Genomic DNA, 14,513 nt, shown 5'->3' on the forward strand with positions numbered 1-14,513 from the left:
CCGCGGGACGGTAGGTCACTTGTCTCCCAGTGGTTCACGAGCCAGGATCAGGACGGAGCGGGCTGAGACGGGCAGCTTGGCGCCCGGGGAGAACGCCGACTCCTCGGTGAAGATGGAGACGATGCCCACCTGGTCGTCGGCGGTGTCCAGCCGCGGCCGCCAGTCGTCGCCGTAGGCCTCCTCGGGCAGCGTGAACTCGACCGTCTCGTGCCAGGGGTTGTACAGCACGAGGAACGAGTCGCCCACGGTGCGCTCACCGCGCCGGTCGGGCTCGGGGATGGCCTCGCCGTTGAGGAAGACCATCACCGTGCGGTTCGAGGCGTCCCCCCAGTCGGCGTCGGTCATCGCCGTGCCGTCGCAGGAGAACCACTCGATGTCCCCGACCTCGGACTCCCCGCCGTGACCGGCGTCACCGGCGAAGAAGCGCCGGCGCATGAACACCGGTTCCTGCCGGCGCAGGGCCACGACGCGGCGGCTGAACTCCAGCAGCTCGCGCTGGGCGTCGGACAGGTTCCAGTCGATCCAGGACAGCTCGTTGTCCTGGCAGTACACGTTGTTGTTGCCGTTCTGCGTACGACCCAGCTCGTCGCCGTGCAGGATCATCGGCACGCCCTGGGACAGCAGCAGCGTCGTCAGCAGGTTGCGGTGCTGGCGGGCCCGCAGGGCGATGATCTCGGCGTCCTCGGTCTCACCCTCGACCCCGCAGTTCCAGGACCGGTTGTGGCTCTCCCCGTCCGCGCCGCCCTCGCCGTTGGCCTCGTTGTGCTTGTCGTTGTAGGAGACGAGGTCGCGCATGGTGAAGCCGTCGTGGGCGGTGACGAAGTTGATGCTGGCGATGGGTTTGCGCCCGGAGTGCTCGTACAGGTCCGAGGACCCGCTGATGCGGCTGGCGAACTCCCCGAGGGTCTTGGGCTCCCCGCGCCAGAAGTCGCGCACCGTGTCCCGGTAGCGGCCGTTCCACTCCGTCCACAGCGGGGGGAAGCCGCCGACCTGGTAGCCGCCGTCGCCGACGTCCCACGGTTCGGCGATGAGCTTGACCTGGCTGACGACCGGGTCCTGCTGGACGAGGTCGAAGAACGCGCTGAGGCGGTCCACCTCGTGGAACTGGCGGGCCAGCGTCGCGGCCAGGTCGAAGCGGAAGCCGTCGACGTGCATCTCCGTCACCCAGTACCGCAGCGAGTCCATGATGAGCTGCAGGACGTGCGGGGACCGCATGAGCAGGGAGTTGCCCGTGCCCGTGGTGTCGAAGTAGTGCTTCTTGTCCTCGTCGACCAGGCGGTAGTACGCCTGGTTGTCGATGCCGCGGAAGCACAGCGTCGGGCCCATGTGGTTGCCCTCGGCGGTGTGGTTGTAGACGACGTCGAGGATGACCTCGATGTCCGCCTCGTGCAGCGCCCGCACCATCGACTTGAACTCCTGGACCTGCTGACCCTGCTGGCCGGTGGAGGAGTAGGCGTTGTGCGGGGCGAAGAAGCCGATCGTGTTGTAGCCCCAGTAGTTCGTCAGGCCCTTGTCGACCAGGTGGGTGTCCTGGACGAACTGGTGCACCGGCATGAGCTCGACGGCCGTGACGCCCAGGGACGACAGGTGGTCGATGACGGCCGGGTGCGCCATGGCCGCGTACGTCCCGCGGATCTCCTCGGGCACGTCCGGGTGCAGCATCGTCAGGCCCTTGACGTGCGCCTCGTAGATGACCGACTCGTGGTACTCGTGCCCCGGGCGCCGGTCGTTGCCCCAGTCGAAGTAGGGGTTGACCACGACGGAGAGCATCGTGTGGCCCAGGCTGTCGTCGTCGTTGACCTCACCGGGCCGGTCGAAGTGGTAGCTGAACAGCGACTCGTCGCCGTCGACCTGCCCCTCGATGGCCTTGGCGTACGGGTCGAGCAGCAGCTTCTCGGGCTGGCAGCGCGCGCCGCTCTCGGGGTGGAACGGGCCGTGGACGCGGTAGCCGTAGCGCTGGCCGGGCTGGACGGCGGGCAGGTAGGCGTGCCACACGAACCCGTCCATCTCGGGCAGGTCCAGGCGCTGCTCGGTCCCGTCCGCGTCGATGAGGCACAGCTCGACCCGTTCGGCGACCTCGGAGAAGAGGGCGAAGTTCGTCCCGGCGCCGTCGTACGTGGCGCCCAGGGGGTAGGGCCGTCCGGGCCAGATCTGCATCGGGGGAGTCCCTCCAGCGGTCTCGAAGGTCGTGCCCGGGCGGCTCGCGCCCGCGCAGGTGGTGCCCGGGCAGGTCGGTGCGTCCTGCCGCGAGCCGGTCGGTGGTGCCAGGTCATCATGGCGGCTGCGGCCTGGCGGCACCTCCCGGAGCCCCGGGCGAGCGCCCCGGAGTGGCAGCGGCGCCGGGCCGCGGGCGCCCGTTACGGTGGGCGGGTGCCCGAGGACCCCTCCCGTCCGGGTGGGCACCCACAGGACGAGGAGAGCATGGACGTGGCCCGCCCCGAGGACGCGATCGACACCCGGGACGGTCTGCACGTCGGCCCGGACACCGGCCGAGACGCCGGCCCGGACGCCGGTGGGGCGCCGGCCCCGGAGGTGAGCGTGCGGCGCACCCTGGCGCGTCCGCGCCCCGGGCGCCGGCTGCCCGTGCTGCGCCGGCTCTGGCGCGACCTGCGCGCGCTGGTCGGCGGCACCGTCGGGGCCTGCATGCGGTTCCGGGTGACCGGGCTGGCCGCCGAGGGCGGGTTCTTCGCCCTGCTGTCGCTGCCCCCGCTGGTCTTCGGGCTCATCGCGAGCCTGGGCTACCTGGGGCGGTGGCTGGGCCCGGACGACGTCGAGGCCGCCCGCGCCCAGCTCACGCGGGCCACCGAGGCCTTCTTCACCTCCCAGGCCATCTCCGACGTCATCCTGCCCACGTTCGACTCCGTGACGACCGGGGGCCGGGCCGACCTGACCGTCCTGGCCTTCGGGTTCAGCGTGTGGTCGGGCTCGCGGGCGCTGAACGTCTACGTCGACACCATCGCGATCATGTACGGCCTCGGCGGCCACCGCGGCATCGTCCGCACCCGGTTGCTGTCCTTGTCGACGTACCTGGTGGCCCTCCTGGTCACCGTCGTCGTCGTGCCGCTCGTGCTCGTCGGGCCGCGGCTGCTGGGGGAGTGGCTGCCCGTGCACCTGCGCTGGCTGACCGCGCTCTACTGGCCGGTGGTGCTCGTGCTGTCCGTCTTCTGCCTGGCCACGCTGTACCACCTGGCCACCCCCGTGCGCTCGCGCTGGTGGCGGGACGTGCCGGGCGCGCTGCTGGCCCTGCTGGGCTGGCTGGTGATCTCGTGGGTGCTGCGCCGGGCCCTGTCGTTCTCGGTGGGGGGTGCCTCGACCTCGATCTACGGGCCGCTGGCCGCGCCCATCGTCGTGCTCATCTGGTTCTACTTCCTGGCCATCACCGTCCTCATCGGCGCGGCGCTGAACTCCGCCGTCGACCGGGTCTGGCCGGACCCGACCAAGGCGGCCGCCCGGCAGGCCGCCCGCGAGCAGGCGGCCGAGCGGCGGCGCTGGGTCCCCTGACCGGGTGAGGACCGCCGGCGCCGTGCCGCCGGTGATCGCCCGGTGGGTGAGACTGGCCGGGTGCACCTGAACCGCATCACCTCGGCCGGCCGTCGCCGCGCCCGCGACCTGGCGGCCCGGGCGCGGCTCAGCACCCACCGCCTGGCGGCCTACCGCCCCCGCAGCGAGCTGGTCCTGCCCGTGACGGACGTGCCGCGGGCGGCGGTGCCGGCCGTGGACGCCCACAACCACCTCGGCCGCTGGCTGACGGGCGGGCACGCCTGGCTGGTCCCCGACGTCGGGGCGCTGCTGGCGCGCATGGACGAGCTGAACATCGCGGCGATGGTCAACCTCGACGGGCTGCCCGGCGACCTGGAGGCCAACCTCGACCGGTACGACCGCGCCCACCCCGGCCGGTTCGCGACCTTCGCGCACGTGGAGTGGCGGCGGGTCGCGCAGGGCCCGGCGGGGGTGGCGGCCATGGTCGGGCAGGTGGAGGCCGCGGCCCGGGCGGGTGCGGCGGGCCTGAAGGTGTGGAAGGACCTGGGCCTGCTCGTGCGGGACGCCGGGGGTGCCCTGGTGCGACCGCACGACCCGCGGCTGTCCGACGTGTTCGAGGCCGCCGGGGAGGCCGGGCTGCCCGTGCTGGTCCACGTCGGCGACCCGCCGGCGTTCTTCCGGCCCGTCGACCGGCACAACGAACGGCTGGAGGAGCTGACCCGGCACCCGGACTGGAGCTGGTACGGCACGGGCGTGCCCACCCACCCCGAGCTGCAGGACGCCTTCGACGCCCTCGTCGGCGCGCACCCGGGCACGACGTTCATCGGCGCCCACGTCGCGGGCTGGGCGGAGAACTTGCAGTGGGTCTCCGACGCGCTGGACCGGCACCCCAACCTGGTCGTGGACACCGGGGCCCGGCTGGCCGAGCTGGGCCGGCAGCCGCGGGCGGCGGCGGCCCTCGTGGCCCGCCACCCCGACCGGGTGCTGTGGGGCAGCGACAGCTTCCCCTTCGACACCGACGCCGTGCGACGCTGGTTCCGCGTCCTGGAGACGGCCGACGAGGCCTTCGACTACGGTCCCGAACCGGACCAGGGCCGCTGGACGGTCTCGGGGCTGGACCTGGACGCCGACCAGCTCGCGGCCCTGTACTCCGGCAACGCCCGCCGGGTCGTCCCGGCCCTGCGCGGCTGAGGGGGCCGGCGCCTCAGGAGCGCGGGCCGGCGACCGCGGGTTCGTCCACCAGGCCCGCCGGCAGGGCCCGCCCCGCCACCCGGGCCAGGACGGCCAGGTGCCGCCGGGCCAGCCGCCGGGCGTCGAACCGGCGCGCGAACTCCGGGCCCCGGTCGGCGGCCGCGCGCAACGGTCCCGGGTCGCTCAGGTGGGCGGCCAGCGCCTCGGTGAGCGCCTCGACGGACTCCGGGGGCACCAGTCGGCCCAGCTCGCCCTCGGCCAGCAGCATCCGCGTGCCCACCGAGCAGTCGGTCGCCACCACGGGCGTGCCCAGCGCGAGGGACTCCAGCAGCGTCAGGGGCATGGCCTCCGTCCGGGAGCTGCAGACGTAGAGGTCGGCCCCCGACAGCACCAGGTCGGGGCGGTCGGTGAAGCCGGGCAGGTGCACGTGGTCGGCGCCGAGCTCGGCCACCAGCGCCTCCAGCCCGGCGCGGCCCTCGCCCTCACCGGCGATGGTCAGCTCGTGCTCCAGGCCCCGGGCCCGCACGGCGGCCGAGGCGCGCACCAGCAGGTCGAAGCCCTTGTGCGGGGTCAGCCGGCCCAGGGAGACCACCTGCGGGACCGTGGACGGCCGCGGGGCCTGCCCGGCCACCCGCGAGCGCAGGGCCTCGACGTCGATGCCGTTGACGACGACGTGCGTGCGCTCGGCCGGCTGGCCGTTGGCGACGATCCCCGGCACCAGGCCGGGGGAGACGCAGATGGTGGCGTCGGCGTGCGCGTCGGCCAGCCGGGTGACCCGGCGCAGGTGCGGGGGGACCCACGCCGCGACGGCCTCGTCGAGGTCGCCCTGGGCCAGGATGACGAACGGGCGCCCGGTCAGTCGGGCCGCGATCCACCCCGCCAGCACGCCGTGACCGATCTCCGAGCCCGAGACCACGACGTCGTGGTGGCGGGCCTGCGCGACCAGGCGGCGGACCCCCCGCGGGAGGCGGCGCACCCCCGGCTCGGTGGCGTCGGCCCCCAGGACGAGGCGCACGGAGGGGTCGGGGGTGGCCGTCGGGACCCCGGAGACGTCCTCGAGGGCGAAGACGGTCGTCGCGACCCCGTCGGCCACGAACCGGCGCGCCAGCTCCAGGACCACCCGCAGGCCGCCGTTCTCGCGCAGGTGCCCCTGCACGAAGAGGACGCGCAGGTCGCCCCGTCGTCGGGACACCGGGCGCGGCAGGAGAGGCACGGGCACCACCGTACGGACATCGACGGCGTCGCGCGGGCGGACCCCGCCGTCGTCAGCCGTTCCGCCGCAGACGACCACTCCATCCGGGTGGTGCCGCGTGAGGACCCGCCACGAACCCGGCGGGGAGGGGTGGACGTGCAGAGGGCCCGGGACCAGTGCTGGTCCCGGGCCCTCTGCCGGTGGTGGGCGATACTGGGATCGAACCAGTGACCTCTTCCGTGTCAGGGAAGCGCGCTACCGCTGCGCCAATCGCCCTCGTCCTCCGCGCCGGGAGCTACCCGGTGCCGAGTGGAGGTGGAGACGGGATTCGAACCCGTGTGGACGGCTTTGCAGGCCGCTGCCTAACCTCTCGGCCACTCCACCGTGAGGCTCGCGCCCCGCAAGCCGAACCCCCGAGCGGACGACCGGACTCGAACCGGCGACCCTAACCTTGGCAAGGTTATGCGCTACCAACTGCGCTACGTCCGCGTGCTTCCGGTTTCCCCGCCGTTCCCGGCCGGTTCCCCGTGGCGTTGAAAACATTAGCCGACATCACGGGCTCGGCCAAATCACCCCCGCCGCGGCGTGGTCCGGGCGGGGGGAGGCGGTGCGCGACGGCCCGTCCGACGCGGTGCGGGTCAGGAGACATGGGTCAGGAGACGAGGCGGGCGATCAGGTCGTCCAGGTCCAGGTGCCGGCTCTCCCGGCCCGGCGGGACCAGCGCGTCGGCCCGGCGCAGGAAGCGGCGCACGTCGGCCTCGTCGGCCTCGAGCTCGGCGTTGCCGTCGGGGGAGGACAGGCGCAGGACGACCCGCGGCCGGCCGTCGGCGGACTCGGTGCACGGGCGCACTTGTACGTCCCCGGACCCGGTCGGCTCGCTCAGGCCCTCGCGCAGCAGGTCGCGGGCGAAGACCCACTCGACGTCGGCGTCGCCGCCGCGGAAGACGGCGTGGATCGCGTACGGGTCGTCGGCGCCGTAGTGGAGGCTGGCCGGGACGGGCAGCCCGGGACCGCTGGTGGTCCGGAGCCGCAGGGACACGTCGACGTCGACCTCGGTCTTGCGGTGCGGCAGTGCAGGCACGTCGACCTCCGTGTGCTCTTGGCCGCTGACGGGCTCCAGCGACCGTGCTGACCAGTTTCCCACCAAGTGCACCGTCGAAACACCCCGACGACGCATCTGGGACGCCGGCGCGTCGCCGTCGGTTCCCCCGGGTCCTGCCGGGGTCCTGCCAGGGGTCCTGCCGGTCCGGCCCCGACCGGCTGCTGTAACGCGCCTCACGGCCCCCGGCCGCAGGACGTGCCGCCGACCGGGAGCGCACCGCGCCGCCCGGTCGTTGTCCGCAGGGACGGGACCGGCGCCGACGGCGCGGACAGCACGGGAGGTGCGGTGGGGGCGGTGCACACGCAGGGTCCGGAGCAGGGGCGGGGCTCAGGGGAAGCTCGTCGGGACGAGGTGCTGCCCGGGCCCCGCCTGCCCGACCCCCCGCGCGCCCCCGAGCCCGTCGGTCGGCCCGTGGACGCGGCGGTGCCCGGGGGGACCGCCGACCCGCTCGAGGCCCGGCGCCACCGCTCCCGGCGGGTGCGGGCGGCGCTGCACGCCCGGCGCGAGGCGATCCGCGCGGACGCGCGGCGCAACCGGCTCTACCGCGCGGTCGTCGGCTGCGCCGGCATCCTCGTGGTGGTCGTGGGCCTGGTCCTCGTCCCGCTGCCCGGCCCGGGCTGGCTCGTCGTCTTCACGGGGCTGGCCGTGCTCGGCAGCGAGTTCAGCTCCGCCCAGCGGGTCAAGCACTTCGGGGAACGGCAGCTGCACCGCTGGGCGCGCTGGGTCGCGGCGCGGTCGCTGCCGACGCGGGCCGCGCTCGCCGGCGGCACGGCCCTGGTGGTCACCGGGTCGGTGTGGGGCTGGCTGGCGTGGCAGGGGCTGCCCGCCTGGACCCCCGAGGTCGTCACGGCCCAGCTGCAGTGGGTCCCGGGGCTGCCCGGGGCGTGAGGGGGCGGGGGTCGGTCGTGAGCAGTCCCGCGGTTCCGGTATGGTTCTGGAACCGGCCGCGCTCAGCGCGACGACCGGGCGATTAGCTCAGTGGTAGAGCACTTCGTTCACACCGAAGGGGTCACTGGTTCGAACCCAGTATCGCCCACCCAGCACACTCGTGGGGTGTCCGTCACCGGCGTCCTGCGCGAGATCCACCTCTTCCCCGTGAAGTCCGCCGGGGGAACCTCCCCGCAGACCGCCTACGTCGGGCCCGACGGTCTCGTCGGTGACCGCTCGCACGCCGTCGTCGACGCCGACGGCGAGGTGCTCGCGGCCAAGCGCGTCCCCCGGCTGCGCGAACTCCGGCTCGCCGCCACCTCCACCCCTGAGGTCCCCGTGCCCGAGGTCCCCGTGCCCGAGGTCCCCGTCCTGGTGGTCCCCGGCGGGCAGGACCTCGCCACCTTCCTGGGGGTCCCCGGTGCGCACCCGGCTCCCGTCGCCGGCGGGGCGCGGCAGGTGGAGGCCGTCCACGTCGTCACCCGGCGCCAGCGCGCCGACCCGGCCGCGGGGGACACCGCCCGCGCCAACCTCGTCCTGGACCTGGACGTGGACCCCCCGCACGGGGCCCGCCTGCGGGTCGGTGCGGCGCTGCTGGAGGTCGTGGGCGTCCCCCGGCACTGCGGCGGGGTGTTCGCCCAGGTCCTGCGGCCGGGGGCCGTGCGGGTCGGGGACGTCGTCGAACTGGGGGTGGAACGGGCCGGCGACCCGCACGGATAGAGTCGCCGCAGTCCATCCCCGACCCCCGGAGGCCCGCGGTGTCCGCCCAGCTGTCCATCACCCGAACCGTTGCCGGGGGCGAGGAGACCGAGGCGGCCACCCGGACGCAGCAGGTCCCGGCCGGTACGACGGCGGCCGAGCTGTTCACGCAGGAGCGCGACGTCGTCGTCGCGCGCGTCAACGGCGAGCTGCGGGACCTCTCGCACGTGCTGGCCGACGGGGACGTCGTGGAGGGCGTGCCCGTCTCCTCCGAGGACGGCCTGGCGGTCCTGCGCCACTCCACCGCCCACGTCATGGCCCAGGCCGTCCAGCAGCACTTCCCCGAGGCCAGGCTCGGCATCGGCCCGCCGATCCGCGACGGCTTCTACTTCGACTTCGACGTCGAGCGCCCCTTCACCCCCGAGGACCTGAAGACGATCGAGAAGACGATGCAGCGCATCGTCAAGGAGGGGCAGCGGTTCGTCCGCCGCGAGGTCTCCGACGAGCAGGCCCGCGAGGCGATGGCCGCCGAGCCGTACAAGCTGGAGCTCATCGGCCTGAAGTCCACCGCCGACTCCGCCGCCGAGGGTGCCTCCGCCGAGGTCGGCGAGGGCGGCCTGTCGGTCTACGACAACGTGCGCCGGGACGACTCGGTCGCCTTCCGCGACCTGTGCCGCGGGCCCCACGTCCCGACGACCCGCCTGGTGGGCAACGGGTTCAGCCTGCTGCGCAGCGCGGCGGCGTACTGGCGCGGCAGCGAGAAGAACCCCCAGCTGCAGCGCATCTACGGCACCGCGTGGCCGAGCAAGGACGAGCTGAAGGCCTACCAGGAGCGCGTCGCCGAGGCCGAGCGCCGCGACCACCGCCGCCTGGGCGCGGAGCTGGACCTGTTCTCCTTCCCCGACGAGATCGGCTCCGGCCTCGTCGTGTTCCACCCCAAGGGCGGGGTCGTGAAGCGGGAGATGGAGGACTACGTCCGCCGCCGGCACATCGAGGAGGGCTTCTCCTACGTCGGCACCCCGCACATCTCCAAGGGCGGGCTGTTCGAGACCTCCGGGCACCTGCCGTACTACGAGGACACGATGTTCCCCGGCATGGAGCTGGAGAACTCGACGTACTACCTCAAGGCCATGAACTGCCCCATGCACAACCTCATCTTCCGCTCGCGGGGGCGGTCCTACCGGGAACTGCCGCTGCGGTTCTTCGAGTTCGGGTCGGTCTACCGCTACGAGAAGTCCGGGGTCGTACACGGCCTGACCCGCGTGCGCGGGCTGACCCAGGACGACTCCCACAGCTACGTCACCGCCGAGCAGGCCCCGGGGGAGATCACCCACCTGCTCGACTTCGTCCTGGGCCTGCTCAAGGACTTCGGCCTGGACGACTACTACCTCGAACTGTCCACCCGGGGGGACTCGGAGAAGTTCATCGGCTCCGACGAGCAGTGGGCGGCCGCCACGCAGGTGCTGGAGGACGCGGCGCGGGCCACCGGCCTGGAACTCGTGCCCGACCCCGGCGGGGCCGCGTTCTACGGCCCGAAGATCTCCGTGCAGGCCCGCGACGCCATCGGCCGCACCTGGCAGATGTCGACGATCCAGTACGACTTCAACCAGCCGGAGCGGTTCGGGCTGGAGTACACCGCCGCCGACGGATCCAAGCAGCAGCCGGTGATGATCCACTCGGCCAAGTTCGGTTCCCTCGAACGGTTCTTCGGCGTCCTCGTCGAGCACTACGCCGGCGCCTTCCCCCCGTGGCTGGCGCCCGTGCAGGTCGTCGGCATCCCCGTCGCCGACGCCCACGTCCCGCACCTGCGCGAGGTCGCCGACCGGCTGCGGGCCGCCGGTGTGCGCGTGGAGGTCGACGACACCGACGACCGGATGCCCAAGAAGATCCGCACCTGGACCAAGCAGAAGATCCCCTTCCTGCTCATCGCCGGGGCCGAGGACGTCGAGAACGGCGCGGTCTCCTTCCGGTTCCGCGACGGCAGCCAGGAGAACGGCGTGCCCGTCGCCGACGCGGTCGAGCGCATCGCCGCCGCCGTCCGGGACCGGGTGCAGGTGTGAGCGAGCCCACCGTCGAACCGGCCGAGGCGTTCGCGGGCGACCCCGACGGGTTCGGCCGGCTGTGGACGCCGCACCGGATGGCCTACATCCAGGGCGAGCACAAACCCGCCGACGCCGAGAGCGGGAGCTGCCCGTTCTGCCGGGCCCCCGGCCGCCCCGACGACGAGGGGCTCGTCGTGCGGCGCGGGGAGCACGTGTTCGCCGTGCTGAACCTCTTCCCCTACAACCCCGGGCACCTCCTGGTCTGCCCCTACCGCCACGTCTCGGCCTACGTCGACCTGGACCCGGCCGAGCTGGCCGAGTTCACGGCGTTCACCCGCGCCGCGGTGCGCACCCTGACGGCGGCCTCGGCCCCGGCGGGGTTCAACCTCGGCATGAACCAGGGCGACGTGGCCGGGGCCGGCATCGCGGCGCACCTGCACCAGCACGTCGTGCCCCGGTGGAAGGGCGACGCCAACTTCCTGCCCGTGGTGGGCCGCACGAAGGCGCTGCCCGAACTGCTCGAGGACACGCGCGCGCGCCTGGCCGCCGCGTGGGTCACCGACGCGACCGGCTGAGCGCCCTACCCTTCGACACGATGCTCAACACCTACGGCCGCGCGTTCGCCACGAGGGTCTTCACCCCGGTCGCGCGCTTCCTGCTGCGGTGCGGGGTCACCCCCGACGCGGTCACGATCGCCGGGACCGTCGGGGTCGTCGCCTGCGGGCTGGGGCTCTACACCACCGGTCACCTGTTCTGGGGCTCGCTGGGGGCGACGCTGTTCGTCCTGTCGGACACCATCGACGGGACGATGGCCCGGATCCGGGGCAGCTCGGGGCGCTGGGGCGCCTACCTGGACTCCTGCCTGGACCGCGTCGCCGACGCCGCCCTGTTCGGGGGGCTGGTCGTCTGGTTCGCCCGTCAGGGCGCCTCGGACCTCACCGCCGGGCTGGCGCTGGCCTGCCTCGTGCTCGGCGGGATCGTCTCCTACGTCAAGGCCCGCGCCGAGGGCCTGGGGTACACCGCCAACGTCGGGCTCGCCGAACGGGGCGAGCGGATCGTCGCCGTCCTCGTCGGCGCCGGTTTCGTCGGCCTCGGCGTCCCGCTCGTGTTCCTCCAGGTCGTCCTCGCGCTGCTCGCCGTCGCCAGCGCCGTCACCGTCGTGCAACGCATGGCCACGGTGCGCCGGCAGGCCCTGGCCGCCCCGCCGGCGGGCGCGTGAACCTGCGCGAACCGCTGACCGCCGGCGCCTTCCGGGCCGCCTGGCGGTTCGCCCGGGTCGTGCCCGAGGACGTCGCCGTCTCCGCGAGCCGGCGGGCGGCCGACCTCCTGGCCCGCCGCGGTGGGCCCCGGGTGCAGCAGTTGCGCCGCAACCTGGCCCGGGCCCGCCCGGACGCCGGGCCGGCCGAGCTGGACGCCCTCGTGCGCGACGGCCTGCGCAGCTACGCCCGGTACTGGCTCGACGCGTTCCGGCTGCCGGGCTGGACCCGGGAGCGGATCGTCGGCACCGTCCGGCTGGAGCACGGCGCGGCGCTGCGGGCGGCCCTGGCCGACGGGCGCGGCGCGGTCGGCTTCCTGGGGCACCTGGGCAACTGGGACCACGCCGCCGCCTGGTCGGCCACCGAGCTCACCCCCGTCGTCACCGTCGCCGAACGGCTGCGCCCCGAGCAGGTCTACGCCGAGTTCCTCGCCTTCCGGCGCTCCCTCGGGGTCGAGGTCCTGCCGCTGGGGGACCCGGCGAGCTTCGGGACGCTGCTGCGCCGGGTGCGCGCGGGCGCCTTCGTGCCCCTCCTGGCCGACCGCGACCTCACCGGTGCCGGGGTCGAGGTCGACTTCCTCGGCGGGCGCGCCCGGATGGCCCAGGGCCCGGCGGCGCTGGCCGTGGCCACGGGGGCGCCCCTGTTCCCCGTGGGGCTGTTCCACGAGGTGCGCGAGGGCCGGCGCGTCCTCGTCCTGGACGTCGCCGCCCGGGTGCCGGTGCCCGCCCGCCGCCCCGGCGAGCAGGCCCGGGACCACCGGCGCCGGGCCGTGGCCGAGATGACCCAGGCGTGCGCCGACGCCCTCGCCGCCGTCGTGGTCGCCCACCCCGAGGAGTGGCACGTGCTGCAGCGCGTGTTCAGCGAGGACTGAGGCGTGCGCATCGGCATCGTCTGCCCCTACTCCTTCGACGTGCCCGGCGGCGTGCAGTTCCACGTCCGCGACCTCGCCGAGCACCTGCTCGGCCTCGGCCACCACGTGCGCGTCCTGGCCCCGGCCGACGACGAGTCCACGCTGCCGCCGTTCGCCGACCCCGGCGGCAGCGTCGTCGCCGTCCCCTACAACGGGTCCGTGGCCCGGCTGTCCTTCGGCCCCGTCACCGCGGCCCGGGTCCGGCGCTGGCTGGCCGAGGGCGCCTTCGACGTCCTGCACGTGCACGAACCGCTGTCCCCGAGCACCTCGCTGCTCGCGCTGTGGGCCGCGACCCCGGCCACCACCGGCCCGCTCGTGGCCACCTTCCACACCGCCAACCTGCGCTCACGGGCCATGCAGGCCGCCTTCCCGCTGCTGCGCCCGAGCCTGGAGAAGATCTCCGCCCGCATCGCCGTCAGCGAGGACGCCCGGCGCACCGTCGTCGAGCACGTCGGCGGGGACGCCGTCGTCGTGCCCAACGGCGTCGTCACCGGCGCCTTCGGGGACGCACCCCGCCGGCCGGAGTGGACCGGGACCCCCGAGCGGCCCGTCGTGGCGTTCGTCGGCCGGCTCGACGAACCGCGCAAGGGGCTGCCGCTGCTGTGCGAGGCCGTCCCGCTCGTGCGCGCCGCCGTCCCCGGCGCCCGCTTCCTCGTCGCCGGCCGCGGGGACGTCGCCGCCGCCCGCGAGCTGCTCGACCCCGCCGACCGCGGCGCCGTGGAGTTCCTCGGAGCCGTCGACGACCGGGCCAAGGAGTCCCTCCTGGCCAGCGCCGACGTCTACCTCGCCCCGCACACCGGCGGGGAGAGCTTCGGGATCGTCCTGGTCGAGGCCATGGCCGCCGGGGTCGCCGTCGTGGCCGCCGACCTCGGCGCCTTCCGCCGCGTGCTCGGCGACGGCGCGCACGGGGCGCTGTTCGGCGTCGGCGACGCCACCGCCGCCGCGCGCGCGGTGCTCGCGCTGCTGGCCGACCCGGCCCGGCGCGCGGCGCTCGCGGCCGCCGGGCAGGCCGCCGCCGCGCGCTACGACTGGTCCGTCGTGGCCGGGGAGGTCCTGCGGGTCTACGAGACGGTCGTGGGCCACCACGGGGCCGGCGGGGGGCGCGCGTGAGCGCCGTGACCTGGGCCCTCACCGTCCTGCTCGTGCTCGCCGCGCTCGCGGGCTGGCTGTCGGCCACGGCCCAGCGCGTGGACCGGCTGCACCGGCGGGTGGAGACGAGCCGGGCCGCCCTCGACGCCGAGCTGACGCGCCGGGCCAGCGCCGCGCTGGAGTTCGCCCTGGAGAGCCCGGCCCACCTCGACCCCGCCTCGGCGCTGCTGCTGGCCGACGCGGCGACGACGAGCCTGGACGCACCCCGCACCCCGGCCGCCCTGCGGGAGGCCAACGACGCCGACGACGCCCACCGCTGGCGCGTGGAGTCGGACCTGACCCGCGCCCTGGCCGCGGCCCTGCCCCCGCGCGACGGCGCGGGGCTGGCCCGGGTGCTCGAGGCCACCCGCCGCGTCCAGCTCGCGCGGCGCTTCCACAACGACGCCGTCGTGCAGACGCGCCGGTTGCGGGGCAAGCGGATCGTGCGCTGGGCGCACCTGGCGGGACGGGCCCGGCTGCCGGAGACGGCCGACTTCCTCGACGGGGACGGCGAGGACACCGCCACCGGTCCCGGACCCGGTGTCGGGGCGGGTCCCGGGACGTAGGATGTCGCCCTCCTGACCGC

At 74.7% G+C, this 14,513-nt stretch carries 13 protein-coding genes and 4 tRNA genes; 11 read left to right on the top strand and 6 right to left on the bottom strand.

Features of this window, described 5'->3' with window-relative positions; genetic code table 11:
• Window positions 1-15: 15 nt before the first annotated feature.
• Window positions 16-2,157 carry a glycogen debranching protein GlgX gene (glgX, locus tag AB2L27_RS10590; RefSeq protein WP_370441431.1) on the bottom strand — a complete coding sequence of 714 codons (2,142 nt, stop codon included), beginning with the start codon at window positions 2,155-2,157 and terminating at the stop codon, window positions 16-18.
• Between the two features lie 264 nt (window positions 2,158-2,421).
• Between glgX and AB2L27_RS10595 the strand changes: the two genes are divergently transcribed.
• Complete coding sequence (locus AB2L27_RS10595) at window positions 2,422-3,501, top strand: YihY/virulence factor BrkB family protein (protein WP_370441432.1); 1,080 nt, start codon at window positions 2,422-2,424, stop codon at window positions 3,499-3,501.
• 60 nt (window positions 3,502-3,561) lie between these two features.
• On the top strand, window positions 3,562-4,671 hold the full coding sequence (locus tag AB2L27_RS10600; protein ID WP_370441433.1) for an amidohydrolase family protein: 1,110 nt from the start codon (window positions 3,562-3,564) through the stop codon (window positions 4,669-4,671).
• Window positions 4,672-4,684: 13 nt separating this feature from the next.
• Here AB2L27_RS10600 and AB2L27_RS10605 read toward each other — a convergent pair whose 3' ends face one another.
• From AB2L27_RS10605 to AB2L27_RS10625, 5 genes are all read right to left on the bottom strand, one after another.
• Window positions 4,685-5,884, bottom strand: a complete 1,200-nt coding sequence (locus AB2L27_RS10605) for a glycosyltransferase (RefSeq protein WP_370441434.1) — start codon at window positions 5,882-5,884, stop codon at window positions 4,685-4,687.
• Window positions 5,885-6,064: 180 nt separating this feature from the next.
• Window positions 6,065-6,139 (bottom strand) — tRNA-Val (locus AB2L27_RS10610).
• Between the two features lie 34 nt (window positions 6,140-6,173).
• A tRNA-Cys gene (locus AB2L27_RS10615) sits at window positions 6,174-6,247 on the bottom strand.
• A gap of 32 nt (window positions 6,248-6,279) precedes the next feature.
• Window positions 6,280-6,352: transfer RNA gene (locus tag AB2L27_RS10620), tRNA-Gly, on the bottom strand.
• Window positions 6,353-6,515: 163 nt separating this feature from the next.
• Window positions 6,516-6,944 (bottom strand): SsgA family sporulation/cell division regulator, encoded by a 429-nt coding sequence (locus AB2L27_RS10625; RefSeq protein WP_370441435.1) that lies wholly within the window; start codon window positions 6,942-6,944, stop codon window positions 6,516-6,518.
• 444 nt (window positions 6,945-7,388) lie between these two features.
• Between AB2L27_RS10625 and AB2L27_RS10630 the strand changes: the two genes are divergently transcribed.
• From AB2L27_RS10630 to AB2L27_RS10670, 9 genes are all read left to right on the top strand, one after another.
• The gene (locus AB2L27_RS10630) at window positions 7,389-7,853 is read left to right on the top strand and encodes a TIGR02611 family protein (protein WP_370441436.1); all 465 of its coding nucleotides are present in this window, start codon (window positions 7,389-7,391) and stop codon (window positions 7,851-7,853) included.
• Between the two features lie 76 nt (window positions 7,854-7,929).
• Window positions 7,930-8,001, top strand: a tRNA-Val gene (locus AB2L27_RS10635).
• Window positions 8,002-8,018: 17 nt separating this feature from the next.
• Complete coding sequence (locus AB2L27_RS10640; protein ID WP_370441437.1) at window positions 8,019-8,612, top strand: MOSC N-terminal beta barrel domain-containing protein; 594 nt, start codon at window positions 8,019-8,021, stop codon at window positions 8,610-8,612.
• Between the two features lie 38 nt (window positions 8,613-8,650).
• Window positions 8,651-10,651 (top strand): threonine--tRNA ligase, encoded by a 2,001-nt coding sequence (gene thrS, locus AB2L27_RS10645; protein ID WP_370441438.1) that lies wholly within the window; start codon window positions 8,651-8,653, stop codon window positions 10,649-10,651.
• Entirely contained in the window at window positions 10,648-11,208 is a 561-nt protein-coding gene (locus tag AB2L27_RS10650) for an HIT family protein (RefSeq protein ID WP_370441439.1), read from the top strand. The genes thrS and AB2L27_RS10650 overlap by 4 nt, the downstream gene beginning before the upstream one ends.
• Before the next feature lie 20 nt (window positions 11,209-11,228).
• Window positions 11,229-11,852 carry a phosphatidylinositol phosphate synthase gene (gene pgsA, locus AB2L27_RS10655; RefSeq protein WP_370441440.1) on the top strand — a complete coding sequence of 208 codons (624 nt, stop codon included), beginning with the start codon at window positions 11,229-11,231 and terminating at the stop codon, window positions 11,850-11,852.
• Window positions 11,849-12,760: a phosphatidylinositol mannoside acyltransferase gene (locus AB2L27_RS10660; protein WP_370441441.1), complete on the top strand. Its 912-nt coding sequence runs from the start codon at window positions 11,849-11,851 to the stop codon at window positions 12,758-12,760. Before pgsA ends, AB2L27_RS10660 begins: the two co-directional genes overlap by 4 nt.
• 3 nt (window positions 12,761-12,763) lie before the next feature.
• Complete coding sequence (locus AB2L27_RS10665; RefSeq protein ID WP_370441442.1) at window positions 12,764-13,909, top strand: glycosyltransferase family 4 protein; 1,146 nt, start codon at window positions 12,764-12,766, stop codon at window positions 13,907-13,909.
• Complete coding sequence (locus AB2L27_RS10670) at window positions 13,906-14,493, top strand: hypothetical protein (protein ID WP_370441443.1); 588 nt, start codon at window positions 13,906-13,908, stop codon at window positions 14,491-14,493. The genes AB2L27_RS10665 and AB2L27_RS10670 overlap by 4 nt, the downstream gene beginning before the upstream one ends.
• Window positions 14,494-14,513 lie beyond the last annotated feature (20 nt).

The sequence above is a fragment of the Kineococcus halophytocola genome (assembly GCF_041276425.1).
GTDB classification, from domain to species: domain Bacteria; phylum Actinomycetota; class Actinomycetes; order Actinomycetales; family Kineococcaceae; genus Kineococcus; species Kineococcus halophytocola.

Coding starts and splice junctions, on each gene's coding strand:
- glgX (WP_370441431.1), bottom strand. CDS start 2,157: ATGCAGATCTGGCCCGGACGGCCCTACCCCCTGGGCGCCACGTACGAC.
- AB2L27_RS10595 (WP_370441432.1), top strand. CDS start 2,422: ATGGACGTGGCCCGCCCCGAGGACGCGATCGACACCCGGGACGGTCTG.
- pgsA (WP_370441440.1), top strand. CDS start 11,229: ATGCTCAACACCTACGGCCGCGCGTTCGCCACGAGGGTCTTCACCCCG.